The 23,733-nt window shown below is 72.2% G+C and carries 25 protein-coding genes and 2 pseudogenes; 7 read left to right on the forward strand and 20 right to left on the reverse strand.

Features of this window, described 5'->3' with window-relative positions; genetic code table 11:
- Positions 1-308: 308 nt before the first annotated feature.
- The 9 genes from BM051_RS04075 to BM051_RS04115 all read right to left on the reverse strand — a co-directional run bounded on the left by BM051_RS04075 (position 309) and on the right by BM051_RS04115 (position 6,308).
- Entirely contained in the window at positions 309-1,067 is a 759-nt protein-coding gene (locus BM051_RS04075; protein WP_092527999.1) for a GAF and ANTAR domain-containing protein, read from the reverse strand.
- Positions 1,068-1,095: 28 nt separating this feature from the next.
- The gene (locus BM051_RS04080; RefSeq protein ID WP_134046156.1) at positions 1,096-1,836 is read right to left on the reverse strand and encodes a GAF and ANTAR domain-containing protein; all 741 of its coding nucleotides are present in this window, start codon (positions 1,834-1,836) and stop codon (positions 1,096-1,098) included.
- Positions 1,837-1,842: 6 nt separating this feature from the next.
- Complete coding sequence (locus BM051_RS04085; RefSeq protein WP_166677717.1) at positions 1,843-2,178, reverse strand: STAS domain-containing protein; 336 nt, start codon at positions 2,176-2,178, stop codon at positions 1,843-1,845.
- An 89-nt stretch (positions 2,179-2,267) separates the two neighbouring features.
- Complete coding sequence (locus tag BM051_RS04090) at positions 2,268-3,260, reverse strand: acyl-CoA desaturase (RefSeq protein WP_092528008.1); 993 nt, start codon at positions 3,258-3,260, stop codon at positions 2,268-2,270.
- The gene (locus BM051_RS04095) at positions 3,257-3,499 is read right to left on the reverse strand and encodes a hypothetical protein (protein ID WP_092528011.1); all 243 of its coding nucleotides are present in this window, start codon (positions 3,497-3,499) and stop codon (positions 3,257-3,259) included. The genes BM051_RS04090 and BM051_RS04095 overlap by 4 nt, the downstream gene beginning before the upstream one ends.
- Before the next feature lie 272 nt (positions 3,500-3,771).
- Positions 3,772-4,554, reverse strand: a complete 783-nt coding sequence (locus BM051_RS04100; protein ID WP_092528014.1) for a phytanoyl-CoA dioxygenase family protein — start codon at positions 4,552-4,554, stop codon at positions 3,772-3,774.
- 46 nt (positions 4,555-4,600) lie between these two features.
- Positions 4,601-5,257 (reverse strand): alkylmercury lyase family protein, encoded by a 657-nt coding sequence (locus BM051_RS04105; protein ID WP_092528017.1) that lies wholly within the window; start codon positions 5,255-5,257, stop codon positions 4,601-4,603.
- Positions 5,254-5,376, reverse strand: coding sequence for a hypothetical protein (locus BM051_RS30265; RefSeq protein WP_279587043.1), 123 nt, complete (start codon positions 5,374-5,376; stop codon positions 5,254-5,256). Before BM051_RS30265 ends, BM051_RS04105 begins: the two co-directional genes overlap by 4 nt.
- A gap of 344 nt (positions 5,377-5,720) precedes the next feature.
- A complete protein-coding gene (locus tag BM051_RS04115) occupies positions 5,721-6,308 on the reverse strand; it encodes a TetR/AcrR family transcriptional regulator (RefSeq protein ID WP_243859541.1) in 588 nt (195 codons plus the stop codon).
- A 75-nt stretch (positions 6,309-6,383) separates the two neighbouring features.
- On the opposite strand from BM051_RS04115, the gene BM051_RS04120 reads away from it, so the two are divergent.
- Complete coding sequence (locus tag BM051_RS04120; RefSeq protein ID WP_092528025.1) at positions 6,384-7,181, forward strand: maleylpyruvate isomerase family mycothiol-dependent enzyme; 798 nt, start codon at positions 6,384-6,386, stop codon at positions 7,179-7,181.
- Between the two features lie 223 nt (positions 7,182-7,404).
- Here BM051_RS04120 and BM051_RS04125 read toward each other — a convergent pair whose 3' ends face one another.
- Positions 7,405-8,100, reverse strand: coding sequence for a hypothetical protein (locus tag BM051_RS04125; protein WP_208325946.1), 696 nt, complete (start codon positions 8,098-8,100; stop codon positions 7,405-7,407).
- A 22-nt stretch (positions 8,101-8,122) separates the two neighbouring features.
- The gene (locus BM051_RS04130) at positions 8,123-8,575 is read right to left on the reverse strand and encodes a hypothetical protein (protein ID WP_092528028.1); all 453 of its coding nucleotides are present in this window, start codon (positions 8,573-8,575) and stop codon (positions 8,123-8,125) included.
- Positions 8,576-8,660: 85 nt separating this feature from the next.
- Here BM051_RS04130 and BM051_RS04135 point away from each other — a divergent pair, with 85 nt between their 5' ends.
- Both BM051_RS04135 and BM051_RS04140 read left to right on the forward strand, forming a co-directional pair.
- A complete protein-coding gene (locus tag BM051_RS04135; RefSeq protein ID WP_166677718.1) occupies positions 8,661-10,544 on the forward strand; it encodes a toll/interleukin-1 receptor domain-containing protein in 1,884 nt (627 codons plus the stop codon).
- Between the two features lie 111 nt (positions 10,545-10,655).
- On the forward strand, positions 10,656-11,042 hold the full coding sequence (locus BM051_RS04140; RefSeq protein ID WP_092528034.1) for a VOC family protein: 387 nt from the start codon (positions 10,656-10,658) through the stop codon (positions 11,040-11,042).
- A gap of 144 nt (positions 11,043-11,186) precedes the next feature.
- Here BM051_RS04140 and BM051_RS04145 read toward each other — a convergent pair whose 3' ends face one another.
- Both BM051_RS04145 and BM051_RS04150 read right to left on the reverse strand, forming a co-directional pair.
- Positions 11,187-12,194, reverse strand: a complete 1,008-nt coding sequence (locus BM051_RS04145) for a TerC/Alx family metal homeostasis membrane protein (protein WP_092528037.1) — start codon at positions 12,192-12,194, stop codon at positions 11,187-11,189.
- Between the two features lie 257 nt (positions 12,195-12,451).
- Entirely contained in the window at positions 12,452-12,967 is a 516-nt protein-coding gene (locus BM051_RS04150; protein ID WP_092528040.1) for a DUF2867 domain-containing protein, read from the reverse strand.
- A 135-nt stretch (positions 12,968-13,102) separates the two neighbouring features.
- On the opposite strand from BM051_RS04150, the gene BM051_RS04155 reads away from it, so the two are divergent.
- On the forward strand, positions 13,103-13,693 hold the full coding sequence (locus BM051_RS04155) for a TetR/AcrR family transcriptional regulator (RefSeq protein ID WP_092528043.1): 591 nt from the start codon (positions 13,103-13,105) through the stop codon (positions 13,691-13,693).
- Between the two features lie 462 nt (positions 13,694-14,155).
- On the opposite strand, the pseudogene BM051_RS30450 reads toward BM051_RS04155, so the two are convergent.
- Positions 14,156-14,413: pseudogene (locus BM051_RS30450) on the reverse strand (transposase family protein); the annotation flags it as partial.
- 279 nt (positions 14,414-14,692) lie between these two features.
- Between BM051_RS30450 and BM051_RS04165 the strand changes: the two are divergent.
- Positions 14,693-15,043, forward strand: coding sequence for a GatB/YqeY domain-containing protein (locus BM051_RS04165; RefSeq protein WP_092528046.1), 351 nt, complete (start codon positions 14,693-14,695; stop codon positions 15,041-15,043).
- 36 nt (positions 15,044-15,079) lie between these two features.
- Here the strand turns inward: BM051_RS04165 and BM051_RS28325 are convergent.
- Both BM051_RS28325 and BM051_RS04170 read right to left on the reverse strand, forming a co-directional pair.
- A pseudogene (locus tag BM051_RS28325) lies at positions 15,080-15,181 on the reverse strand (dihydrofolate reductase family protein); the annotation flags it as partial.
- Positions 15,178-16,014, reverse strand: a complete 837-nt coding sequence (locus tag BM051_RS04170; protein WP_092528049.1) for a metalloregulator ArsR/SmtB family transcription factor — start codon at positions 16,012-16,014, stop codon at positions 15,178-15,180. The pseudogene BM051_RS28325 and the gene BM051_RS04170, both read right to left, overlap by 4 nt.
- A gap of 402 nt (positions 16,015-16,416) precedes the next feature.
- Between BM051_RS04170 and BM051_RS04175 the strand changes: the two genes are divergently transcribed.
- Both BM051_RS04175 and BM051_RS04180 read left to right on the forward strand, forming a co-directional pair.
- A complete protein-coding gene (locus BM051_RS04175; RefSeq protein WP_166677719.1) occupies positions 16,417-17,841 on the forward strand; it encodes an alpha/beta hydrolase in 1,425 nt (474 codons plus the stop codon).
- 170 nt (positions 17,842-18,011) lie between these two features.
- Entirely contained in the window at positions 18,012-18,767 is a 756-nt protein-coding gene (locus tag BM051_RS04180; protein ID WP_092528532.1) for a ZIP family metal transporter, read from the forward strand.
- Positions 18,768-18,773: 6 nt separating this feature from the next.
- On the opposite strand, the gene BM051_RS04185 is transcribed toward BM051_RS04180, so the two are convergent.
- The 4 genes from BM051_RS04185 to BM051_RS04200 all read right to left on the reverse strand — a co-directional run bounded on the left by BM051_RS04185 (position 18,774) and on the right by BM051_RS04200 (position 23,732).
- Positions 18,774-19,649, reverse strand: a complete 876-nt coding sequence (locus BM051_RS04185) for an alpha/beta fold hydrolase (RefSeq protein ID WP_092528055.1) — start codon at positions 19,647-19,649, stop codon at positions 18,774-18,776.
- A gap of 110 nt (positions 19,650-19,759) precedes the next feature.
- Positions 19,760-21,247, reverse strand: a complete 1,488-nt coding sequence (locus BM051_RS04190; protein ID WP_208325947.1) for an aldehyde dehydrogenase (NADP(+)) — start codon at positions 21,245-21,247, stop codon at positions 19,760-19,762.
- Between the two features lie 29 nt (positions 21,248-21,276).
- Positions 21,277-22,734: an alanine/glycine:cation symporter family protein gene (locus tag BM051_RS04195; RefSeq protein WP_092528061.1), complete on the reverse strand. Its 1,458-nt coding sequence runs from the start codon at positions 22,732-22,734 to the stop codon at positions 21,277-21,279.
- Entirely contained in the window at positions 22,731-23,732 is a 1,002-nt protein-coding gene (locus BM051_RS04200; RefSeq protein ID WP_092528065.1) for a proline racemase family protein, read from the reverse strand. Before BM051_RS04200 ends, BM051_RS04195 begins: the two co-directional genes overlap by 4 nt.
- Between the last annotated feature and the right edge of the window lies 1 nt (position 23,733).

Genomic DNA, 23,733 nt, shown 5'->3' on the forward strand with positions numbered 1-23,733 from the left:
CGGGTGAAGGCTACCGACCATGAGAACAAGCGCTCGCCGACCACGCGGGTGTGACGGACTTCGCCGTGGCGATCCTGCCCACAAAGCGGCGAAGGGCCATTGTCGAGGTTGGCGAGTTCTGCGGGAGCGGTGGGACGAAGCCCTTACCAACAACACCTTTCCACCCGAACACACCAACTGGCGCAGCGCCGACGCTGCGGTGCGGCGACAGCAGGTCGCCCTCGAACCCAGCGTGACCAGGGTCGGCACGCCACCGGTTCCGGTAGCGGCCGACCTTCATACCGCCGTGCGCGAGGCCGCCATGCCGGTCAAGTCCGGGGTGCCGCGCTGGGCGTCGGATGCGGGCCCTGGCGAATCTGATCGTCGTCCAGCGATCCGTCGATGACCTGTGCGGCGACGTCGCTGAGCCGGTGGTTGTGGCTTCGAGCGTAGGCACGCATCACCTGGAAGGCGGCGTCCATGCGCAGGCCGGCGCGTTGGGCGAGTACGCCCTTGGCCTGTTCCAACTGGACGCGGCTGCTCAGGGCGGTTTGCAGTTGAGTAGCCAGCAGTTCGCTGGCGGCGATGGCGCGTTCCTGGATCAGCCCGACGGTAGCCACATCGGCCATGGCCTGGCCGATCTCCCGATCGGTCGCGCTCAGCCGGCCGGGTTCGATGCGGAACAGGTTCAGTGCCCCGATGGTCTCCTCGCGCAGGCGCATCGGGAGTGCTTGCGCGGAGTGGAACCCGAGCCCCTGTAGCTGCTCGGTGAACGCGGGCCAGGAGGCGCGCATCGCGGGCGGGTCGTCGCGGGCCACGGAGCGTCCGGACCGGAAGCAGTCCAGGCACGGGCCTTCGTTGTTCTGCAGTTCGTAGAGTTCCAGCAGGCGAGCTTCCTCGGCGGAGGAGGCCATCACGTGCAGGTCGCCGTGCCGGTCGGCCAGCATGATCCCGGCGGCGTCGGCATCCAGGAGTTCGACACTGCGGCTGGCCAGTGTGTGCAGGAAGTCGATGACGTCGAAATCGGCCACCAGCGTGTCGGCCAGGCTCACGAATGTGCTGGCGAGGAGTTGTTCCCGGCTCGTCATGAGCCCACCGCCTCTGTCTCGTCGGGGGTCATGGCCGATCCCGCTGTGTGGTGGTGCCAGGTTCGCCGTCGTCGAAGCGCAGCCGCCGGTTGACCACATCGGCGGCGACGGCCGACACCGTCCGTCCCGTAGTGTACGCGTGCGCTCGCAACCGCAGCAGTGCCTCGGCGAGGCTGACACCGAGTTGGACCGTGATCATCCCGGTCGCTTGGTGGACCGCGGCTTGGCCGTCGATCGGCCCGGTCAGGGCTGAACCACCGTGCTCGTCGTGGTCCTGCAGGTGTAGGACCACGACGGTGGCCGCCTCAGCGAACGCCAGCGCGTCGGCGAGGTCGAGGGCGCTGAGCGACCCGGGGGTGTCGCGGTACAGGTCCAGTACGCCCACGCGGATGGCGCCGACCCGCAGCGGGAATGCGAAGATGGCGTGCACCCCGGCATCGAGCACGGCGGCCCCGAACCCCGGCCACCGCGCCGACCCGTCCGCCGCGAGGTCCGGTTGCAGCACCGGGCGACCACTGCCGGACGCGTCCACACACGGACCTTCCCCGAGAGCGAACTGCAATTCCTCCAACTGCCGTGCCCGCTCGTCGGTGGCCGCGAGCACGACACCGCTGGGCCCCTCGGCGGTCATCAACGCCACACCGACACCACTGACCGGCAACGCCGACAAGCATTCCGCACCCAGCCTGGCGGGCAGCGTGGCGCTGTCCTGCCCATCCCCGCGAGCAGCGATCACCGACAGGATCTCGGCCACTCGGGGACTTCGCATGGTGTGTCATCCGCTCAGGCACAGCAGGGCGTCGGCGAGGTCGGGGTGAATGTCGAGCACGCGGTCCAGGCCGGTGATCGTCAGTGGCAGCAGGACCGGGCGGCTGTTGGCCACCACGCAGAGCCCGATTCCCGCCGTCACCGCCGCCTGCCTGGCGGTGACCAGGACGGTGAGACCGGCCGCTGCGAAGAAACTCACGTCGGTGAGGTCGATGACCAGCGGTACAGAGGCCTGCCGCAGGTGGGCGAGGAGACCGTCCCGCAGCAACGGGCTGGTGCACAAGTCCACCTCACCGCGCACCCCGAGCACCACCGCACCGCCCGGGACCGGCTGTGTCGTCACGGTCAAGAGCTCCTGGCCTGGTCGCAGGCCCGGCGGAACCGCGGCGGCATGGGGAAGGCGATAAGACGACTGAGACGGGCGGAGGCCGGTCATGGCATCTTCTCCTCGGTGCGTGCGCCGTTGCGCCCTGTCGTGGTCGCCGTGATGCGGGCCAGTCGCGTGGGGCTGGTCCAGCGCACGTCGGAGATCCAGCCGAGTTTCTCGAAGATCCAGATCACTCGGGCGGAGATGTCGACCTGGCCACGCAGCACGCCGTGCCGCGCACAGGTGGGGTCGGCGTGGTGGGAGTTGTGCCAGGACTCGCCCATGGACAGGATGGCCAGCGGCCAGAAGTTCGCCGCCTTGTCCCGACTGGCGAACGGCCGTTCGCCGATCATGTGGCAGATCGAGTTGATGGACCAGGTCACGTGGTGCAGGAGCGACACCCGTACCAGCCCGGCCCAGAAGAACGCGGTGAGCGCACCCCACCAGGACCACGTGATCAAGCCGCCCAGCACGGTGGGCAGCGCGATGCTGACCGCGACCCACAGCGGGAAGAGCCGGTCGATGACCCGCAGATCCCGGTCGGCCAGCAGGTCCGGGGCGAACCGTTCGGCGTTGGTGCTGACCCTCTCGAACAGCCAGCCCATGTGGGCGTGCCAGAACCCCTTGGCCAGCGCGACCGGTCCGGTGCCGAAGAGCCACGGTGAGTGCGGGTCACCCTCGCGGTCGGAGAAGGCGTGGTGGCGCCGGTGGTCGGCGACCCATCCGATCACTGGCCCCTGTGCCGCCAGCCCACCCGCGACGGCGAGCGCGATCCGCAGGCCGCGCTTGGCTTTGAACGCGCGATGGGTGAAATACCGGTGGTAGCCGACCGTCACCCCGAGGCAGGACACCACGTAGAAGCCGACGGCCAAGGCGATGTCGGTCCACCCCAGTCCCCAGCCCCAGACGATCGGCGCCGCCGCGATCAGCGCGGCGAACGGGATCAACACGAAGATCTTGACCAGTATCTGCTCGCTCGTCGACCGCCCGGGAAGGATCATCGGCTTCGGGCCGGGAACGGGTCGCGGTGTCGGTCGAGGCGCGGTCGATGTCGTCATGAGACTGTCCTGTTGCGACTGATCTGGACCGCTTCCGGTGCGAGCTCGCCACCTGAGGGGAGACGACCGTCATTGATGGGCACGCCGCGCGCGCGGACTCGGTCGATCAGCAACTCTCCCTCGGCCATGGTGAACAAGCCCTGCCTGACCCCGCGCAGGATGACCTCGACCGTGCTCTGATGAGGTTCCGCGATCCCCGCGACCGGCACGGGAACGGAAGTGGTGTGGAGATGCGCCATGGAAGTCCCTCGGTTGGCTGGTGTCACACACCGGGGTCCAGGGCGCTTACCCGTAACACTACCCTCCACCGGCAACATGGTCCAACTTCGAAAGAGAATCTTCGCGCCGACCCGGGCCGGGATTCCCCAATGGAGAGCCCAAAACGGCCGAGCTGGCGGTCAGCGGAGCGAAGCCACCCGTTGTCGGATCTGCTCGTCTTCGCCGTCGGGGACGGCCCCGGAAGCGGGGGTGGCGCACGCCGTCGAGAGCCTTCCCACCGGCTGGTCGTGGGTCACGGGTTGCCGTTGCGCGGCGTTCTGGGATAGCGGGCCTCCGGGAGGGGCTGGCCGGGGCGCAGGTCGAGCGGGTCGCGGCCGGGCAACGGCCGGTAGGTGGCGTCCGCGTCGGTGAAGGTGACCAGGAACGACAGCCGGGCCTCGTCGCTGGTGTTGGCGCCGGCGTAGTGGGCGGTGCGGCCCTGGTGGAACGTGGCGTCGCCGGCCCGCAGCGGGACGGTGACGCGCGGGCTCCAGCGCAGCTCGGGCCAGTGGGAGAACAGGTAGTTGTCCGGGTCGGCGGCGTGCTCGGCCAACTCGACCCGGTGCGGCCCGCCGCGGCGGTGCGAACCCGGCAGGAAGGTCAGGCAGCCGCGTTCGGCGGGCACGTCGACCAGCGCGATCCAGGCGTTGAAGATCAGGCGGGAGTCCAGCAGGGCGAAGGTCAGGTCGTCGTGCCAGCCGGTGGGCGCACTGTGCCCGGGATCCTTGCGCAACACCTCGCCGCCCCACACGCGCAGCGGCATCCCGGCCAGGCGCTCGGCGAGCGCGCCGACGCGGGGGTGGAGCGCGAGCTCGCGCAGCGCGGGGTGGTGTTCCCAGGCGTCGGTGGTGGCCACGATGCGGGTGCCGAACTCCTCGTCGGTGCGGCTGCGGGCGGCGAGGGCCGCCTCGGCCGCGGCGCGGAACCGCGCCACCTCGTCGGCGGTGAGCAGGTCCGGTACGTGGACGAACCCGCGCTCGCGGAAGTCCTCGACGGCCCGGCCGGTCGCGGCGTGCGTGGTGTCGGTGGTGGTCATGTCAGGCTCCGATCAGGGGTCGTAGGGGTGCCGTGGAACTCGTTCCTCATCGCTGGCCCTCCCGGCGCAGGAGAGCGCCGAACTCCGCGACCGCGCTGGCGAGCGCCTGGTCCTGGTCCAGCACCACCCCGGTGACCCCGGGATTCCGCGCGGTCCACCGCCGCACGGCGTCGGGACTGGTGAAGAAGTTGATGTACCCGCAGGTGCGGTCCACCGATGGGCAACAGGTGTCTTCGGTGGCGCCGGCGAAGACCACCGCGGTGTCGGGGCGCCAGCGCGCGGTGCGCTGATCGACGTGGACGGTCACGGTGCGGTCGGTGTCGGGTTCGGTGCTGCTGATGGTGATCGGGATGCCGAGCATGGCGGAGACGCCGAGGGCGTCGATGGCGCACATCGCGTACACGGTGCTCGCGGCACCGTCCCAGCTGACGTGATGCCGGGTCGGAACGGGCGAGAACGGATAGGCGGCACGGATCTCGCCCCGCTCGTCGACGGCCAGAACGTCACGTTCGGTCAGTTCGGCCAGCGCGGGGCCGGGATCGATGCCGTGGTCGCGGGCGTCGCGTTCCAGGTCCGCCCGCCGGGGCGCGCGGCCGGCCTCGGCGAACGCCGTCAGCGCCAACCGGTGCAGGCGCCGCGCCGCCGGGGTGAGCGCGGCGGCGGCCTCGCTCTTGTTCAGTCCCAGGTCGGGAAGCTCGGTCATCGCGAGCCCTCCGGCTCGTCGCGCGGCATCCCGGTGCGGGACCGGTCGTCGCCGAGGTCGAGGGCGCCACCCGGCCGGCCCGGCTCGGCGGCGCCTCCGCTGGTGTACGTGCAGGTCACGGTCGTACCTCCCGATGTGGTGACCCGTCGGATCGGTGGTCGATCGCGACCGTATGGTCTGCCCCCGGGGTGAGGGTCAAGCCCTCGCGAGACACGGCACCACCCACCCAGCACGCGCCGCCAGGCCGGGCGGGTCGAGACCGGCGCGGGGTTCGGACCACTCCATGGACCAAGGCCGAACCGACGAAGGCTCGCGGTCCCCGGTGGAGCGCACCGCCGACGACGCCTCGATCGGCTTGCCCTCGGCCAGGTTCTCCCCCACCGGCCCCCGCGGGACGCCGCGGGCGGAGAGCGTCCTGTCCATGGCGACGTTCGCGACCGCGTCGCCGGTGTCGGTGCGTCCGCTAGGCGGGGTGGCCGGGGGCCACTCCGCGGAGGAAGGTCTGGACGACCCGGTCGGCCAGCGTGTGCGAATCGGTGCCGCCGGTGTCCTGGAATGCCTCGTTGACGAGGGCGTAGTAGACGCGGCGCGCCCAGGAGGGTTCCGTCTCGATCAGACCCGACTCGCGCATCCGGGCGAACCAGGCGTCGGACATGCGGGCCAGGTCGGCCTGGATGGCGGCGGCCGCCTGGTTGGTGGGGGAAAGGTGGCGGAACGCGATCCGCCGGCCCAGTTTCACCTCGAGCACGTTCACGGTGGCCTGGTGCAGCGCGACGAGCGGTGGGGCGGTGTCGACATCGGCCGCCTCGACGGCGTCCCTGAGCTGCCGGAGCGCGGACTCGGCCATGGCGTCCAGCAGGGCCTCCCGGGTGGCGAAGCGGCGGTGCACGGTGGTGCGGGAGACCCCGGCGGCCTCGGCGATCTGTGCCATGGTCGCGGTGGGGGTTCGGGCCAGGAGTTGTTCGGCCGCCTCGAGGATCGTGTGCACGGTGCGTTCCGCGTCCGTACGGAGCGCGGTACGTCTGTTCTGCCCGGAGTGCTCGGCTGGCACGATCGGTCACCCTAACAACCGAGTCAGCGTGTTTCAATACTTGGCATAACTGGAACAATTTGTTTCACTTGAGCCATGTTGTCGAACTTGCTACGGGAGGCCGCGGCCACCGCCGAGGACTTCGTCGCGCTGGCGCTGTCGGTGCCCGACCCGGACCAGCCGGTGCCCGCGACGCCGGGGTGGTCGGTCACGGACGTGGTCGGGCATGTGGCGATGGAACCCGCGCGGTACCGCGAGCTGGCGCTTGGCCGGGGTGAGTGGCCCGCTCGCGCCGCGGACCTGCCCGCGTTCAATGCCGAGCAGGTGCGCACGCTGCCGACCAGGCGGCTCACCGAGCTGACCGCGATCCTGCGGGAGGGCCTGGGCTCGCTGCTGACCACGATCGAAGGGTTCAGTGACGACCCGCCGTGGATGAACTTCGACGGCAACCAGCGGGTGCGGGCCGACCTGGCACTGGGCACGCTGATCGGCGAGTTCGTGGTGCACGGCCACGACATCGCGCGGGCGGCGGGGCGGGCGTGGCCGATCAGGCCGGAGGTGGTGCCGCTGATCCTGCGCGGGCAGCACCAGGTGATGCCCGGCTGGGTCGATTCCGGCAGGGCTGCCGGGCACACCGCGACCTACGAGTTCCGGTTACGCGGCGGGGAGCGCTACGTCTACGAGTTCCGCGACGGGCGGCTGACGGTCCAGCCGCCGGAGCCGGAGCGGGTGGACGTGCGGATCAGTGCCGAGCCGGTGACCGCGCTGCTGCTGACCTACGGCCGGATCGGTCAGGCCGGTCAGCTGCGGGCGGCGTTGACCGGCAGGCTCGTGGCGTGGGGTCGTCGTCCCTGGCTCGCCGCGGGCCTGACGCGCCGGTTCCTTTCGGCGTGAGGAGGTCGTTGGTGCTGGTGTCGCCGGTGTGCCAACCGCGCCGCCTTGTCGGCGCCGTCGGTGTCGACCGCTCCGGCGACGGTGCGCACCCCGCACCACGGTGCGGAAGGTGTACCGCCGCGGCCTCGAGGATCCCCTGGAAGCTGGGGACTTGGACCAGAGTTTCGGCGGCTCGGGCGTGCGGAGGTGGCACGGAGCCACGCACCACCGCCCGAGGCGATTCCTACCGTGACGTCGAGGCCAGTACCGGAATGACGTGCGTCGTGCGTGGGAGTGGGACGCGCTGGACGGCGTCAACCCCGCGGAGGGTCAGGTGTCGCGCGCATACCCCATACCCCCCCCCGCTCCTTGTCGGGGCGGGATTCCCGTCGCGGAGTTCCGGTAGGAGGTAGTCGGCGCCGGCCACGTCCGCCAACACCCTGGCGAGCTCGGCCAGGGTGGCGCGGGTGGCGGCGACATCGGCACGCAGCGCGTCGTGCCGGTCCCAGGAGCGCTCGTGGGTCAGCGGGTCGACCTCGCGGTCTCGCCGCGCCTCCCAGGCCTGCAGGGCGGGGTGCCAGCGGGTGAGGAGGGGGCGCAGCGCGCCGTTGAGGACCCCGACCGCGAGGATGCCGAAGGTGACACTGCCGGGCGCGGTCCGCGGAGCGACCTCCGGCCCGTACTTGCGCAGGATCTCCCGGGTGGTGGGGAACAAGGTGTAGAGGCTGCTCAACGCCTCGCGCAGCACACCCTCGTCGGGGCGGAGCTCCACCACCGTCACGCGGGTGATCAGCTCGACGTAGAGCTCCCACGCCGCCTCCGCCTCGGCCCGCCCGGGCTCCCAGGTGCCGCTGATCTCCCCGAGGAACGGCAGCTTGAGCTTGACCGCGACCTGGCTCGGCCGCAGTGGTGCTCGGCGGCGACGTCGTCGTCCTCGCATCGGCCCCTCCTGTTCGGCTCGGCTACCCCGCGGACACCGTCAACGGGGCCGCGCCAGCCAGCTCGGCCAGCTCCACGGCGATCGGGCGCAGCTGCTCGCGTAGCCGGCCGAGCTCGGCCCGCAACACGGTGGCCTCGGTCCAGGCGGCCTCGTGCTCCAGCGGTCCCGCGCCCGGTGGGCGGCGCTCGGTCCACGCGGTCGTCTCCGGCTTCCACCGCCGCAGGAACGGGTCGACGAGGTCGACCAGCAGCCGCCTGGCCAGCGACTCCACCCGGAACCCGACACTGTCCGGGTAGGGTTGCGGGCGAAGCCGTTGCACCACCCGTCGGCAGCGCACGCCCAGCTCGTCCAGGCTCGCCACCGCCTCGACGAGCAGTCCCTCTCCCTCGGGCAGCGGGACGACCGCGATCCGGGTGGCGAGCTCGACGTGCAGCTCCCACGCCACCCGCTCGGCGAGGCCCGACCCCTGTCCCATGCCGGCCATCGTAGAGCCGACCGGTCCGACCGTGCCGCTCGGCGCGATAGCGTCTGGCGGAGGAGACGGAGAAGCGGAGGGGAGCATGCAGGCGCGCGCGGCGCGGTGGGACGTGTTCGTCAGCTACAGCAGAGCCGACGACGCCGGACCGGCGCTGGCGGTGGCCCGGGCGCTGGAGCGGCACGGGTTGCGGGTGTTCGTCGACGAACACGGCGTAGCACCGTTCCAGGCGATCTCCGCCACGATCCTCGACGCCCTGCGCGCCGCACGGGTGCTGCTGGCCTACTTCTCGGCCGCCTACCCTCGCCGGCGCGCCTGCCAGCACGAGCTCACCACCGCGTTCCTCGCCGGGCAGGCCGAGGGACGGCCGAGCCGGCGGGTCCTGGTCATCAACCCGGAACGGGACAGCGATCACATTCACCCGGTCCAGCTACGGGACGCCAAGCACGTGCCCGCACCCCGGTCGCGCCGCGACCTCGCCACCGTCGCCGACCTGGTCACCGCCCACCTCGCCGACATCGACACCCCGATCGGGACCGGGGAACCCGGCGCACCGCCGAGATGGGCGGCCGGGTCCGCGCCCGCCCGACCGGCCCGGTTCGTCGGGCGCCTGGCCGAGCTGTGGCGGCTGCACTCGATCCTCACGCCCGAGGACGCGCCGCTCACCGCCGAGCCCAGCGCCCCCGTCGCCGTGGTGCACGGCGCCCCCGGAATCGGCAAGTCCACCCTGGTCACCGAGTATCTCTACCGGTTCCACACCGCCTACCCCGGCGGGGTCGTCTGGTGCGCCGGGCGGGACCTGCTCACCGACACCCCGCCCGCAGCCCCGCCGCCGGGCACGGCGCGATCGGTCCGGGTCGTGGACGACGTGCCGCCCGGGCTCGACCCCGCGACGGTCGCGGCCGCGCTGCGCGCCTCCCCTGGCGAGTGCGGCGTCATCACCACCCGGGACGCCCGCTACACCGGGCTGGGCGTCGGGCTGCACCTGGACGGGCTCGCCGCCGACGACGGCACCCACCTGGTCACCCACGTTCACGCTGGCGGTGCGGACGCCGATCGGTCCCGGGCCACCGACCTGGTCCGCGTCCTGGGCGGCCACCCGCACGCGCTCGCCGTCCTCGCCCGGCAGGAGCACGACCCGGACCCGCTCGCGGCGATCACGCTCGACCGGCCCACCGCGCTCGCCACCCTCGCCGAGGACTACCTGCGGGTCCTCGACCCGCTGGACGATCCGGCGGTCGACGCGCTCTGCGCCATCGCCGCGCTGCAGCCGGCCAGCACGCCGACGCGGGTCGTGGAATCCCTGTTGCGGCAGCGGTACCCGGAGCTGGGCGCCCCGGAGGCGCGGCGGATCCTGCGCACCCTCCTCGGCCACGGGCTCCTCACCTCCACCAGCCCGATCGCGGCGCCACCGCTGCTCGGCCACCTCATCCGCGCCTACCACGACCCGCACCGCTACCACGACGTTCGGGAGAGCACCCTTCGGCTCCTCGTCGCCCAACCGGCCGCCGGGCCCGAACCGACCCGGCCGACCGCCCAGGAACACGTCCTGGCCTGGAAGCTCCAGGTGGAGATCGCCCACCGGCTGGCCGCGCTGCCCGGCGCGGACCGGCATGGCTCGCTCCGCGCCGCGCTGTCCTCCCTGCACACCCTGTTCGACGTGGTCCGCGACCTCCTCCGCACCAGCGGCCCACCCCGCCCCACCCCCACCACCGCCACCATCGCCGCCGAGCTGCTCCACCGCCACCTGCGGCCCCTGCTCACCACCTGGCACCCGCGACTGCTCAGCCACGAGTCCACGCGCGGCCACGCCGACTTCCTGAGCCACGAACGGCAGTGGAGCCACTACCCCGAGCTGAAGGCCGCACTGGTCGGGCTCCGGCAGCCGCTGGCCGGCATCATCCAGGACCTCGCCACCACCACCGGAAGCGACTACGGGCTGCCCTCGGCCGACCGGCGCGAAGCGTGAGGGAACTCGCCACTGGACACAGCAGACAGGACAGTCCGGCGAACGCCGATCCTTGTGGCAGGATCCATTCCGCACGGAAACCACCCAGGCCGGGCCAGTGGGGAGTCGTTCATGTCGGTCGCGAGAGTCCGTTACATCGTGGACGACGTCGACGCCACCGTCGACTTCTACGTGACCCATCTCGGGTTCGACCTGACCGTGCGGCATGCCCCCGGGGTCGCGCTGCTGGTCAAGGGAGCGCTTCGGCTGCTGCTCAGCACACCGAACGGCGCGGGCGGAGGGGACCGCGACGAGGTGCCGAAGCCTGGTGGCTGGAACCGGATCCGCCTGGAGGTCGACGACCTCGCCGCGGAGGTGCGGATGCTCCAGCGAGCGGGGGTCGCGATTCGCGGCGAGTCCGTCCAGGACCGCGAGGGGCAGTACGTCGTGATCGAGGATCCGGCCGGCAATCCCGTGGAGTTGTTCGAGCCAACCGACCAACACACCAGTTCCTGCTGAGGTCGCGGTCTTCGGGCTCCCCCCGCGCGACTCGACGTCGTGGTCAGTGGGGTGGTCGGGTGTCGATCAGGACCGCGGCGGTGATGATCGCGGCGATGACGAGCAGGAGAACGAGGCCGGCGTCGATCAGGGTGTCGAGCATGGTCAGCTCCGGGCGGTGCTGGTCCGGACGCGGTGCCGGGGCCAGAGGCTGGTCAGGGTCACGGTGGCGAGGGTGAGCACGATGACGGCCAAGGAGAGCGGAGTGGGAATCTCCGGCACCGCGGGCCAGATCCCGTGCGCCCAGTGCAGCACCAGTTTCACCCCGATGAACGCCAGGATGACGGCGAGCCCGTGGTTGAGATGGGTGAGCTTGGCCAGCGTGGTGTGGAGCACGAAGTACAACGCGCGCAGACCGAGCAACGCGAAGGCGTTCGTGGTGAACACCAGGTAGGGATCCTCGGTGATGCCGTAGACGGCGGGAACGGAGTCGACGGCGAACACCACGTCGGTGGCGAAGACGGCCACCACCACCAGCGCCAGCGGGGTCAGCGCGCGCCGCCCGCGTTCACGGACCACGAGTCGGGTGCCGCGGTAGCCGTCGGTGACCGGTGTCAGCTTGCGCAGCAGCCGAACCGAGCGCATCCGGGACACGTCTCGGTCGAACGCCGCCCCGGTGACGGCCTCGTGCAGGATCTTGATCGCCGAGCCGAACAGGATCGCGCCGAAGACCAGGAACGCCCAGGTGCCCGACCGCAGCATGGCGGCGCCGGCGGCGATGAAGACGCCGCGCAGCACCAGCGCGCCAACGATGCCGTAGAGCAGGACCCGCTGCTGCACCCGGGCGGGCACGGCGAACCCGGCCAGCAGGAGCATGAAGACGAAGAGGTTGTCGACCGACAGGGACTTCTCGACGACGAACCCGGTGACGAACGTCAGCGCCTGATCGCCGCCGAATCCGGTCCACAGCCAGCAGGCGAACACCAGCGGCAGGGTGAGGTAGAACGACGACCACCCGACGGCTTCCCGCAGCGACACCTCGTGCGGGCGCCGGGTCACCAGGAAGTCGGTCACCAGCAGGGCCATCAGGACGGCGATACTGATGATCCACAGCCCCGGTGTGCCGATCGACGGCGACGGCGGGGAGGCCAGGACAGCGGAACGGGGGAACACGCGGCCTCCTCGAGCACGGTCGGTGCTCGAGGTCTCCTTCACCCGGAGCGGGCGCCCCGCCGAGGACACCATGGGGTGTCCGTACTGACCGGCCAGGGCCTCGGGAAGTACTCCCCTCCGCGCGAGTATCGGACAAAACAGGCTCCCCTGTAAAGGGGCGCGTGTCCCTCACTCGGGTGCCAGGGACACGTCCCCGAGGACGGCGGTGACGCTCTCGTCCCCGCCGCCCAACCGGAACGTGACCTGACCCAGGTCCGTCAGAGTCGCGGACGGCGCGGCCTCCCCGAGTCGTGGACGCGCGCGGCGCGGGTCAGCAGGTAGCGCAGGGTCCGAACGTGTACCGGCAGGAGCGCCGACCAGACGATCCGGCTGGCACGACCACCGTGCTCGACGAACGTCGCGAGTGTCACCGAGGACGGCCGGGTGCGCAGCACCAGGTTGGCTCGCAACCCGATCCTCCAGTCCACATCGAGCCGGATGCCGTCGGCAGTGTTCTCGCCGATGCGCCAGCCCACCACGTGCGCGCGGGACGGGAACGGGCCGAGTCGCGCGCCGACCACCCGCCAGCCGAGCCGGAGAGATGACCGAAGAGGCGCCGGCGCGGACTCGAACACTCCGCGGATCCAGTCCTCGGCGCTACCGCGGCCGGCCGCACCGGTGTGAACGATGAACGCGTCCTGATAGTCGACCCTGCGCAGTGCTGTGCGCGATCGGACATCGTCGGGTACCGCGGTCCGCTTCGCGCGCCGGCCCGCTCGCTCGGTGTTCGTCATCGCAACGCTTCCTCTGCCACGTCCGCCGTTCACCGGCACAGCGGTCGTGCGGACTCGCGTGCCGCTACTAGACACATGTCCAGCAGCGGGAAGCTTACGGACACTGCGAGACACACGTCAACTAAGGTGCCGCGCATGGGAGCACGACGACGGCTGACACCCGAGCGACGTCGCGACGAGTTGCTCGACGCGGCGGCTCGGCTGTTCGCGACCCGGCCCTACGACGAGGTGCTGATGGAGGACGTCGCCGAGCACGCCGGGGTGTCGCGCGCCAACCTCTACCGCTACTTCCCGAGCAAGCGCGACCTGTTCGCCGCGATCTACCGGCGGGCGGCCGACGACCTGCTGGCGGCGGTCCGTGTCGATCCTGCTGAACCGGTGATCGAGCAGGTGTCGGCTGGGCTGGACGCGCACATCGACTACTTCGTCGCGAACCGGCTGACCGTGCTGGCCGCGAACCGGGTGCTGGCGGGAGACCCGATGATCCAAGCGATCATCTCGGACGAGATGGCGCAGCTCCGGCAGCGCATACTCGAATCGGCCGAGCTCAGCGGCATTCGCCGCGACGTCGCCGCGCCCGCTCTGCACGCCTGGCTGGTGTTCGTTCGCGCGATCTGCGTGGAATGGCTGGCGAACGAGACCTTCTCCCGCGAAGAGCTCCGGGAGGTCTGCCTCGGCGCGCTGCGGGGCGCGCTGGACGCGGCGGCCGACGCGGACCGGTCCTGACCGCCGCTTCGGGTGTGCGCCGACCCAGGGCTGCGCCCGCCGACCGCGGGCACAGCGGTGCGCCTGTCGGCGAGGAACACACGCTCCCGACCCATCAGAGTCGGGGACGGCGCGGCCTCCTCGGCTGCTCGGGCTCGGCCTCCGGTCGTCAGGGGGACGCGGCGCCGGGATTCTCGACCTGGGACGCGACGCAGCGAGAGTTCGGGGCTCGGGTGGCGGAGCGCGAGCCGGTGCCAGGTTCCGGCGCACCGATGCGTGCGGCGGCCGAACCGGCGCAGCAGACCCGTGACGATGCGGCTGCGGCGGCCGACGAGGCTGAGGCGGCGATTCGCGAAATCGGGCCGGCGTGGCGGCTGGATCAGCCCGGCCAAACCGCTGCCGCGGACGCACTGAAAGCGGCGGAGGACACCCCGACCGCCGGCGGAGCCGCCCCGGCCACATCGCCGCCCGCCACATCGCCGCGGCCAGCACCCCTTGCGGTGCGTCCACGGCCCATTCCCCGATCGCGGTGAACGACCACGCTCCGGCCAGCACCGCCGCCGCGGCCACCGACGGAATCGACTCCGTCGAATGCCGCACACCCCGCCGATCCCGCGGATTCGGCACCCGCGCCAACCGCCGCCGCAGATCAGCAACCCGCCCCTGGCCAGCACCAACCTCCCCCGACCGGGCCACACGATCCAACCCAGCAGGAACAGGGCACGATGACACAGCGGGCACGGCTCTCCTCCACGATCATGCGAATTCGACACTCACAGATCAACAGCGACCGTGCCCACCCCACATTCAGGGTGAACGACTTTGCCGGAACCCTGCCCATTCGAAGGGGGACGGCCCCGCTTCCAGCCTATCGGTGGGGTGGGGGTGCGTGGAGGGGGTTGCGGAGAATGTGGACAACGTCGCGGTTCGGCGGCTCCGTTCGTGTCGTTTTCGGGACGAAAGGTCGAGTCGCGAAATTCCTTTGCCGCGCCGTCGCCGGGGAAACTAGCCTCCTGGCGCATGCGGGAGAGCTTGCGTGACGACCTCAGAGTGGCGCTCAGGTCGCGGGACCGGGTCGCCATCACGGCGCTCCGTTCCGCGCTGGCGGCCATCGACAACGCCGAGGCGATCCCCCTCGACGGCCCTGTGGCCGGGAGCGAGCACGTCGCGGGAGCGGCGGTCGGGCTGGGATCGGCCGAAGCGGAACGTCGACTCCTCACCGAGGAGGATCTTCGGTCGATCCTCGAGCAGGAGATCCGCGAGCGACGGGTGGCCGCCGCGGAGTACGAGCGGCACGGACGCGACGACCGCGCTCAACGGCTCCGTGCGGAGGCCGACATCCTGAGCCAACACCTGAGCCCACCTCGGTAACCCGGCCTCACCCGCTCAGCACGGCGGCCGGGTCGAGACGATCGCCCCCAGGTCAGCGGGCCCGCCGGGACCGTGGTAGCGCCCGTCCAGGGTGAGGCTCAGGTTCGCGGTGACCCTGCGGCCGGTCCAGTTGCTCATGACTGCCCTTCCGTTTCCTTGGTCGATGTCGTGGTGCGCCGGAACGCGCCGACGGCGTCGGCGAGGTTGTCGAGCACCTGACCCCAACCGGTGGCGATCCCCGCGATGTAGGGGACCGCCTCGACGGTCGTGTCGGTGATGCGCAGGCCGAGCCGCAGCCGGGTGCCGTCCGGGACCGCGGCGAGGGTCAGGTCGTAGTGGCCGGTGAACGAGACCGCTCCCGCGGCGTCCAGCACCGAGAGGTCGAACACGAGGTGCTCGGGTTCCCTCGCGGTGTGGACCCGCCCCTCGGAGCGGTACCGCCCCTCGGCGTCGCGGTACTCGAGGACGGCGCGACCACCCGGCGCCGGCTCGAGGGCGCTGTCGGTGACCGTCAGCGACGGTGGCGCCCACCAGGACGCGAGCAGGTCCGGCTCCACCCAGTGCCGCCAGACCACGTCCCGAGGCGCGGCCAGCACGCGCTCGAACGAGAAGATGCGCCCGTCCGCCCACCGGTCCCGGTCCGCGACCGCGGACTCCGCCTCGATGGCCGCGCGGTAGCGCGCGATCACGTTTCGCTCGCCCTCGTTCGACTCGGTGGTCTCGACCAGTTCCCGCAGCCGCCGCTCGAGGGCCTTCAGCGGCGCCGCCTCGACCGCGTACACGCGACGCTGCCCGAGCGGATAGACCGTGACCAGGCCGACCCGGGCGAGGGCCTGGAGGTGCTTGGTGGTCTGTGGCTGCCGTAAGCCGGCCAGCTCGGCCAGCTCGCCCACGGACCGGGGTCGCTCGGCGAGGAGCTCGACGATGCGCCACCGCGCGCCGTCCCCCAGTGCTGCTGCGATCCGCTCCATGGGTCGAAGTTTCACTAACGTGAATATTCGCGTCAAGGAATACCTCGAATATGGGCTGGATCAGCCGTCGATGGCGAGGGCGCCGCGGCACTACCAGGAACTGAACCGCGAAATCCACGTCGGGGACCGCGAGATCCACGCCCGGGACCGCGAGGTCCACCGGACCGGCGACTCGGCACCCGACCGGGCGCCACGACCGGCCTGCCCCGCCCCCTCCCTCGGGAGGAACTGGTCTCCTCCACCAGGAGGAGGCGGTGCGGCCCCGCGGCGGAGGCGCGGTGTGGAGGACGCCCCGACGATGGCTGGTCCGGGCGGTCGAGCGCCGCCGGGACCATCCGTCGGCGAGGAGGACGAGCAGACATGTGGGCAGGATCGGCTTTTCGGACGGCAGGACCGGCGCTGGTGGCGCTGGCGGTGACGGCGGCGGGGTGCGCACCGGGTGCGGCGACGGCCGCCGCGCCGCCGAGCGTGCACTGGGGCCCGTGCGCGGACAACGCGTCCGTGGAGTGCGGGAGCGTCGCCGTCCCCGTCGACTGGGCCGCCCCGGACGGGCCGGCGATCGACCTCGCGGTGGCGCGGCGAGCCGCCGCCGACCCGGCCAGGCGGCTCGGCACGCTCGTCTACGCCCCGGCGGGTCCGGGCAGCTCCGGTGTGGACGCTCTCACCAACCAGCAGGTCTTCGACCTGCTCTTCACCCCGGAGCAGGCCGAGCGGTTCGACATCGTGAGTTTCGACCCTCGCGGCGTGCGCCGCAGTCACCCGGTCCGGTGTTCCGCGGCGCTGGTGGACGCGCTCGACATGCCGGTGCGCGGCGAGCGGGAGTTCCGGCGGTTCCTCGACGCGCAGGCCGCGCTCGGCGGCAGCTGCCGGGAGCTCACCGGCCCCGTGATCGATCACCTGGACAGCACCGACCAGGCGCGTGACCTCGACGCGCTGCGGGCGGCACTCGGCGAGGAGAGGGTGAACATCTACGCGCTGTCCTACGGCACGGTGCTCGGGCAGATGTACGCGGAGTCGTTCCCCGAGCGGATCCGCACCATGGTGCTCGACGCCACTGTGGACCACAGTGTCGGTACCGAGCGGATTCACGTCACCGGCGCACGCGCCGCGCAGGAGTCCTTCGAGGTGGTGCTCGGCTGGTGCGCCACGAGTGAGGCGTGCGTGCTGCACGGGCGGGATGTGCGGGCGATCGTCGCCGACCTCTACGCCAAGGCCGACGCGGGCGAGCTGACCCATCCGACCGATCCGGCGCGCACCCTGGACCGGGGGGAGCTGGCGCACGAGATCCTCGACCCGCTCGGCAACGCCGACGTGGTGGAGACGACGAACCGGATCGCCGCGCTCGCGGGCTCGCCCGCGCCGCGGTCCGCGGACCAGAGTGCCCAGGGCTCCTCGGCGGCCACCGTCCCGCTACCGATCTACCTCTACTGCGCCGATCACCGCAACAGCACACGGTCCTATGCCGACCTGTACCGGCTGCGGCGGCTGGAGAGCGCGGTCGCACCGGACGTGAGAACCAGCACGCACGGTGTCCCCCTCCTGTGCGTCAACCCGCCGTTCGAGACGACCAACCCGCCGCACGAGCTGGACGTCGAGGACGCGCCGCCGATCCTGGTCACCAACTCCCGCTACGACGCCTCCACTCCGCACGAGAACGCGCGACGGGTCGCGGAGCAGATCGGCGACGCCGTGCTGGTCACCTACGACGGCCTCGGGCACGGCGCGGCGGTCCGCGGGCGGTGCATGCGCGGCCTCGTGACCGCCTACCTCGTCGACGGCACGATGCCACCGCGGGGAACGCACTGCCCCGCCGAGCCGCTGCCCTGACCGGTCGACGTTCGGTTCGGCGAGGGCGGCTCGTGGGGTGGGCCCCACGGGCGCCGGCAGCCGGCCTCCATCGTCCTCGGGCTGCTTGCCACCGGATCGGCCGCCGGCCAGGTTTGGGGCGGGCGCGGTTCGGGAACAGACCGGCGGATCGAAGGAAGGCGGTGGGTGAGGTGCCGGCGTGGCTGGAGGCCGGAGCGTGGGGTCTGCTCGCCGGCAGCGCGCTCGTGCTCGGCGCCGCGATCGCCTGGTGGGTCCGGGTGCCCCGCCAGGTGGTCGCGGCGATCATGGCGTTCGGCGCCGGGGTGCTCATCTCCGCGCTGGCGTTCGAGCTCGTCGCCGAGGCCGAGCGCACCGGAGGCCTGCTGCCCACCGCGGTCGGCTTCCTCGCCGGCGCGGGCGCCTACGTGCTGGCCAACGTCGCCCTCGACCGGCACGGCGCCCGCCACCGCAAGCGTTCCGGCGGGCACCAACCAGGGCCGCGCGAGCAGAAGGGCAGCGGCATCGCCATCGCCGTCGGTTCGCTGCTCGACGGCATCCCCGAATCGGTGGTGCTGGGCGTGTCCCTGCTGCACGGGGGCACCGTCGGCCTCGCCGTGCTGGCCGCGATCGCCATCTCCAACGTCCCCGAAGGACTGTCCAGCGCCGCCGGTATGAAGCGCGCCGGCCGCGGCCCCGGCTACGTCTTCGGCGTCTGGGGTGGCATCGCCGCCGCCAGCGGTGTGGCCGCCCTGCTCGGCTACCTGACCCTGGAGAGCGCGTCGCCGGCGACGATCGCCGTCATCACCGCCGTCGCCGCCGGCGCGATCCTGGCCATGATCGCCGACACCATGATCCCCGAGGCGTTCGAGCGCACCCACGTCCTGACCGGACTGATCACCACCGTCGGGTTCCTCGCCGCCTTCACCATCGAACGGCTCGGCCACTGAGTGAGATCAGCGGGCGGAGAGCACGTCGCGAAGTGTCGCGGCGAAGGCGTCCGGGTCGCCGGGCATGCCGAACTCGTCGCCGAGGAAGCCGCCGTGGTGGCTGGGGAACACGACCGGCGTGGTGCCGAGGCGTTCCGCGAGCGCCTCGGCACCGCGGGCCGCCAGCTCTCCCCGGGACTCCGCCCCGACGGCGATGACGATCCGCGTCGACGCGGCGGCGAGTGCCTCGAGGTCGTGCTCGTGGGCCGAGCAGGTGCGGATGTTCTGCCCGACGAGCGGGTCGTCGCGGGAGCCGTCGTCGGCGGTGGGGAGGCCGAAGTCGGCCGGGTTCGGTGCGGGCCGTTCGAGGTAGCCCGCCGGCAGCGGGCCTCGCTGGCTGGTCAACGCGATGAACTTGGCCATCGCGGGACCCAGGCCGTCGCGCTGGTACGTCGCGTGGATGTCCGCGCACACGGCGAGCACCACGTCGCGGTCGGGCAGGAACCGCGCCACCGGCGGCTCGTGCGCGACGAGCGTCCGGACCAGGTCGGGGTGCTTCGCCACCAGGGCGAGCGAGTTGACGGCGCCCCCGCTGCTGGCGAACAGGTCCACCGGGCCGACACCGAGCGCCTCGATCACCCGACGCAGGTCGTCGGCGTGCTCGTCGGGCGTCGACTCCGGCGCGCCGCCGGTGCGGGGGCTGCGCCCCGTGCCGCGCGGGTCGTACGTCACCACCGGCCGGTCGGTGAAGCGCGCCGCGAGCGTGCCGAAGCCGCTGGCGTCCATCGGCGAGCCGACCATCATCAGCACGCGGCCCGCCGCGTCGCCGGCCAGCTCGCCCCGCACGTCGTAGGTGAGCGTGGCGCCGGGAGCGTCCAGGGTGCGGGTCATCGGCTCGACCATCGATGTCTCCTTCGAGCTCGCCGCGCGCTCGGGGGCAGCGCCGGCGACAGCATGGACCAGTGACCCCCGGTCAGTACCGTCGTGCCGCCGGCGTCCGATGTCAACCGCGATCACTGGCCGGGTGGCTGCCAGCGGCCGTCGACCCGGCGCGGGATGTCGACCGCACCGTCACGCAGCTCGGGGGGAAGGGCGTACGCCGGCGCGTTCTGCCACGTCACCGGGCGGAGGAAGCGCCGGATCGCGGTCGGGCCCACGGAGGTGTGCGGGCTGGTGGTGGCCGGCCACGGACCACCGTGGGTCTGCGCCCAGGAGACGAGCACACCGGTCGGGAAGCCGTCGAACACCACCCGCCCGGCCCTGGCGCTCAGCAGGTCGGTCAGCTCCACGACGTGGTCCCGCTCCTCTGGCTCGGCGTGGAGGGTCCCGGTCAGCGAGGCGGGCAGCCGGTCGATCGCCGCGCGCAGCTCATCGTCGTCGCGGTAGCGGGCGATGACGGCCAGCGGGCCGAAGCACTCCTCGGTCACCTCCGGCCGCAGCTCGCTCGCCGGCAGCGACAGCAGCCGCGGGCGCACGACCCGCTCCGGCTCCGCCGGCCCGCCCTCGGCGAGCACCGGCACTCCCTCGGCGAGCACCGACACGCCCGGCGACGTCGCCAGCCGCTCCCCGATGGTCCCGTACGCCGTGGAGATCCCGTCGTTCAGCGCGGTACCCGGCGCGGCCCCACCCACCAGGTCGGCGGCGTGCGCCACCAGCCGGTCACCGTCGGGACCGGCGGGCACGAGGACCAGCCCCGGCTTGGTGCACAGCTGCCCGGCGGAGGTGGTGAACGACGCCACCAGGCCCTCGGCGATCTCCCGCCCCCGGCGGCCGGCCGCGCCGGCGGTGACCACCACCGGGTTGAGGCTGGAGAGCTCGCCGTAGAACGGGATCGGCTCGGCGCGGGTGGCGATGACGTCCATCAGCGCCCTGGCGCCGCGCAGGGACCCGGTGAACGCGACGGCCCGAATCCGCGGGTCGGCCACCAGGTCCGCGCCGGCCCGCTGCCCGAACACGATGCCGAGCGTTCCCTCGGGCGCGCCCACGTCCCGCGCGGCGCCGGCCAGCAGGTCGAACGTCAGCCGCGAGGTCCGCGGGTGGGAGGGGTGCGCCTTCACGACCACCGGGCAGCCGGCCGCCAGCGCCGACACGGTGTCGCCACCGGGCACCGAGAACGCGAGTGGGAAGTTGCTCGCCCCGAAGACGGCGACCGGGCCGAGCGGGACGAGCAGCCGCCGCAGGTCGGGTCCCGGACCCATCGGGGTGTCCGTGGGGTGGTCGATCGTCGCCTCGAGGTAGGAGCCCTCGTCGAGCACGTCGGCGAACAGGCGGGCCTGGTAGGCGGTGCGCGCGTGCTCGCCGCGCAGCCGGGTCGCGCCGATCGACGTCTCACGGTCGGCGACGGTCACGATGTCGTCCCGGTGTGCCTCGATCGCCTCGGCGACGGCGCGGAGCAGCCGGGCGCGGAACGCCCTGCCCCGCGCGTCGAGGACGGGGGCCGCGGCGGCGGCCGCGGCGGTCAGTTCGGTGACGTCCCTGGTGTCGGTGCCGTTGGTGGTCATGGTCCTCCCTCTGCTCGAGTTGGCCGGGCTCATTCGCGGACCTCGTGGCGCGCCGCCTCGCCGGTGCTGGCGACCCAGAAGTCGGCGTTGGGGATCCCCAGCCGCACCGGGTCGAACCGCGGGTCGAGTCCCTGCCGCCGCTGCCGGTCGTAGTCGCGCAGCGCGATCAGCGCCGGCCTGGCCAGGAAGACGAGGCAGACCATGTTGACCCACGCGAGCGAGGCGTAGCCGACGTCGCCGATCGCCCAGACCAGGTCGGCCGACTCGACCGAGCCGTAGAAGATGACGGCGACCATCACCAGGTGGACGACGGTTCGCGGTCCCTTCCGCTGCCTGCCGCGGGTCAGGTAGGTCAGGCTGGTCTCCGCGATGTAGGCGAAGGCCACCAGCGTGGTGAACGCGAACAGGGCGAGCGCGAGCGCGACGAAGTGCGGGCCGACGCCGGCGAACACGGAGTCGATGGCCGCCTGGGTGTAGGCGGGGCCGGCCTCGACGCCCGGCACGTTGGTGACGAGCGCTCCCCCGTCACCCGCCTGGACGTTGTACCGCCCGGTGATCAGGATCATCAGGCCGGTGGCCATGCACACGAAGAGGGTGTCGACGTAGATCGAGAACGACTGCACCAGGCCCTGCTTCACCGGGTGCGACACCTCCGCCGCGGCCGAGCCGTAGGTGCCCTCACCGACGCCGGCGACGTTGGAGAACAGCGCGCGGCGCACACCCCAGGCGACCGCGGCCCCCACGATGCCGCCGAACACCGAGTCGGCCCCGAACGCGCTGGCCAGCACCAGGCCGACCACGCTCGGTACCGCGGAGGCGTTGGCCGCCACGACGACCAGCGCCGCGACCACGTAACCGACCGCCATGAATGGGACGACGGTGTCGGCGACGGCGACGATCCGCCTGCGGCCGCCGAGGACGACGAACCCGAACAGGCCGACGACGACCACGCCGGTGACCCACGGGGTCACGCCCATCGCGGTGTCGACGCTCGCGGCGATGTTGTTCGACTGCACACCGGGGGCCAGCACGCCGTAGAGGACCAGCGCGGCGCCGGCCGCGACGACCGCGAGCCACCGCCTGCCCAGCCCCTTCTCGATGTAGTACGGGATCCCGCCCCAGTACTTGCCACCGGCCTCGGTCTTGTAGATCTGCGCGAGGGTCGACTCCACGAACGCGGTCGCGCCGCCGAGGAAGGCCATCACCGCCATCCAGAACAGCGCGCCCGGTCCGCCGGCGGCGATCGCGGTGGCGACACCGGCGATGTTGCCGACCCCGATCCGGCTCGACAGGGTCAGCGTCAGCGCCTGGAACGACGAGATGCCGGCCGCGGACCCCTGCCCGACCCGGAGCTGCCGGATCATGTCGGGAATCCGCCGGAACTGGACTCCCCTGGTCAGGATGGTCAGCAGGACACCGAGCCCGAGCGCGAGGACCACCAGCGGGTTCCACAACCACTCGTTGAGGGAGGCGAGGACGTCGGTCACAGCTCGAACCCTTCGGGGAACGGATCGGTCGGGTCCAGCAGGTACTGGCCCATCCCGGTGATCCAGGCGCCGCCGGTCACCGTCGGCACGACGGCCGGCACGCCGCCGACCGTGGTCGCCTCGACGAGCCGGCCGACGAACCGGGTGCCGAGCAGCGACTCGTTGACGAAGTCCCGCCGCAGGCCGAGCTCGCCCCGCGCGTGCAGCTGGGCCATCCGGGCGGAGGTGCCGGTGCCGCAGGGTGAGCGGTCGAGCCAGCCGGGGTGAATGGCCATCGCGTTGCGCGCGTCGCTGTGCTCGCCGCCCGGCGCCACCAGCTGCACGTGCTTGCACCCGCCGATGGTGGGGTCGGCGGGGTGCACCGGCCGGTTCCGCTCGTTGATGGCGTCCATGATGGACAGACCGGCGGCCAGCATCCTGCCCTTCTGCGCCTTGTCGAAGGGGATGCCGAGCTCGGCGATCGGGAGGATGGCGTAGAAGTTGCCGCCGTAGGCCATGTCGTAGCGGACCCGGCCCAATCCGGGCACCTCCACCTCGGCGTCCAGCTCCACGGCGAACGACGGCACGTTCTGGATGGTCACCGACCTCGCCCTGCCGTTCTCGACGGCGACCTCGGCGACCACCAGCCCCGCCGGCGCGTCGAGCCGCACCGTGGTGACCGGCTCGGTCACCGGAACCATGCCGGTCTCCACGAGCACGGTGGCCACGCCGATGGTGCCGTGCCCGCACATCGGCAGGCAGCCGGACACCTCGATGTAGAGCACGCCCCAGTCGGCGTCCGGCCGGGTGGGCGGCTGCAGGATCGCGCCGCTCATCGCCGCGTGCCCACGTGGCTCGTTGACCAGCAGCTTCCTGATGTGGTCGAGATGCTCGACGAAGTACTCCCGCCGGGCGGCCATCGTGTCGCCGGGGATCACCCCGACACCGCCGGTCACCACCCTGGTCGGCATGCCCTCGGTGTGCGAGTCGACCGCGGAGAAGTACCGGGACGCGCGCATC

This window comes from Amycolatopsis arida (assembly GCF_900115565.1).
Classification (GTDB): Bacteria; Actinomycetota; Actinomycetes; order Mycobacteriales; family Pseudonocardiaceae; genus Yuhushiella; species Yuhushiella arida.

Bases quoted from the DNA above. Each gene is read 5' to 3' on its own strand.
- BM051_RS04075 (WP_092527999.1), bottom strand. From the start codon at position 1,067: ATGACGAGCCGGGAACAACTCCTCGCCAGCACATTCGTGAGCCTGGCC.
- BM051_RS04080 (WP_134046156.1), bottom strand. From the start codon at position 1,836: ATGCGAAGTCCCCGAGTGGCCGAGATCCTGTCGGTGATCGCTGCTCGC.
- BM051_RS04090 (WP_092528008.1), bottom strand. From the start codon at position 3,260: ATGACGACATCGACCGCGCCTCGACCGACACCGCGACCCGTTCCCGGC.
- BM051_RS04095 (WP_092528011.1), bottom strand. From the start codon at position 3,499: ATGGCGCATCTCCACACCACTTCCGTTCCCGTGCCGGTCGCGGGGATC.
- BM051_RS04100 (WP_092528014.1), bottom strand. From the start codon at position 4,554: ATGACCACCACCGACACCACGCACGCCGCGACCGGCCGGGCCGTCGAG.
- BM051_RS04105 (WP_092528017.1), bottom strand. From the start codon at position 5,257: ATGACCGAGCTTCCCGACCTGGGACTGAACAAGAGCGAGGCCGCCGCC.
- BM051_RS04120 (WP_092528025.1), top strand. From the start codon at position 6,384: ATGTTGTCGAACTTGCTACGGGAGGCCGCGGCCACCGCCGAGGACTTC.
- BM051_RS04125 (WP_208325946.1), bottom strand. From the start codon at position 8,100: ATGCGAGGACGACGACGTCGCCGCCGAGCACCACTGCGGCCGAGCCAG.
- BM051_RS04130 (WP_092528028.1), bottom strand. From the start codon at position 8,575: ATGGGACAGGGGTCGGGCCTCGCCGAGCGGGTGGCGTGGGAGCTGCAC.
- BM051_RS04135 (WP_166677718.1), top strand. From the start codon at position 8,661: ATGCAGGCGCGCGCGGCGCGGTGGGACGTGTTCGTCAGCTACAGCAGA.
- BM051_RS04140 (WP_092528034.1), top strand. From the start codon at position 10,656: ATGTCGGTCGCGAGAGTCCGTTACATCGTGGACGACGTCGACGCCACC.
- BM051_RS04150 (WP_092528040.1), bottom strand. From the start codon at position 12,967: ATGACGAACACCGAGCGAGCGGGCCGGCGCGCGAAGCGGACCGCGGTA.
- BM051_RS04155 (WP_092528043.1), top strand. From the start codon at position 13,103: ATGGGAGCACGACGACGGCTGACACCCGAGCGACGTCGCGACGAGTTG.
- BM051_RS04165 (WP_092528046.1), top strand. From the start codon at position 14,693: ATGCGGGAGAGCTTGCGTGACGACCTCAGAGTGGCGCTCAGGTCGCGG.
- BM051_RS04170 (WP_092528049.1), bottom strand. From the start codon at position 16,014: ATGGAGCGGATCGCAGCAGCACTGGGGGACGGCGCGCGGTGGCGCATC.
- BM051_RS04185 (WP_092528055.1), bottom strand. From the start codon at position 19,649: ATGGTCGAGCCGATGACCCGCACCCTGGACGCTCCCGGCGCCACGCTC.
- BM051_RS04190 (WP_208325947.1), bottom strand. From the start codon at position 21,247: ATGACCACCAACGGCACCGACACCAGGGACGTCACCGAACTGACCGCC.
- BM051_RS04200 (WP_092528065.1), bottom strand. From the start codon at position 23,732: ATGCGCGCGTCCCGGTACTTCTCCGCGGTCGACTCGCACACCGAGGGC.